Origin of the sequence: Campylobacter sp. US33a, assembly GCF_004378855.1 — a bacterium.
Classification (GTDB): Bacteria; Campylobacterota; Campylobacteria; order Campylobacterales; family Campylobacteraceae; genus Campylobacter_D.
Genome location: NZ_RYYL01000055.1, coordinates 1 through 246 on the forward strand (window position 1 = coordinate 1; position 246 = coordinate 246).

1 pseudogene is annotated in these 246 nt (G+C 36.6%); it reads left to right on the top strand.

The annotated features are described in order from the left end of the window. Window positions 1–103, top strand: a pseudogene (locus ELQ16_RS09875) (transcriptional initiation protein Tat); the annotation flags it as partial. Between the last annotated feature and the right edge of the window lie 143 nt (window positions 104–246).

Below are 246 nucleotides of genomic sequence, written 5' to 3' on the forward strand. Positions count from 1 at the left end.
GATCCGCACTATGGCGGCGGATTATGGTATGCGTGTTGCGTATGAAAAAAAACAAGGTGATTTTTATACTTGGATTTTGGCACCAAAAGGAGTTAAATTATAATTTTACCAAAAAATGTTTCGCAAAGTGATTTTACAGCTGCAGTAGCAAAATTTGAAAAAGCTTTGGGTAAAGAGTGGGTATTTAAAACCCAAGAGGATTTAGATCTTTATAGAGATGCGTATAGCCCGCAATGGGATGATGAT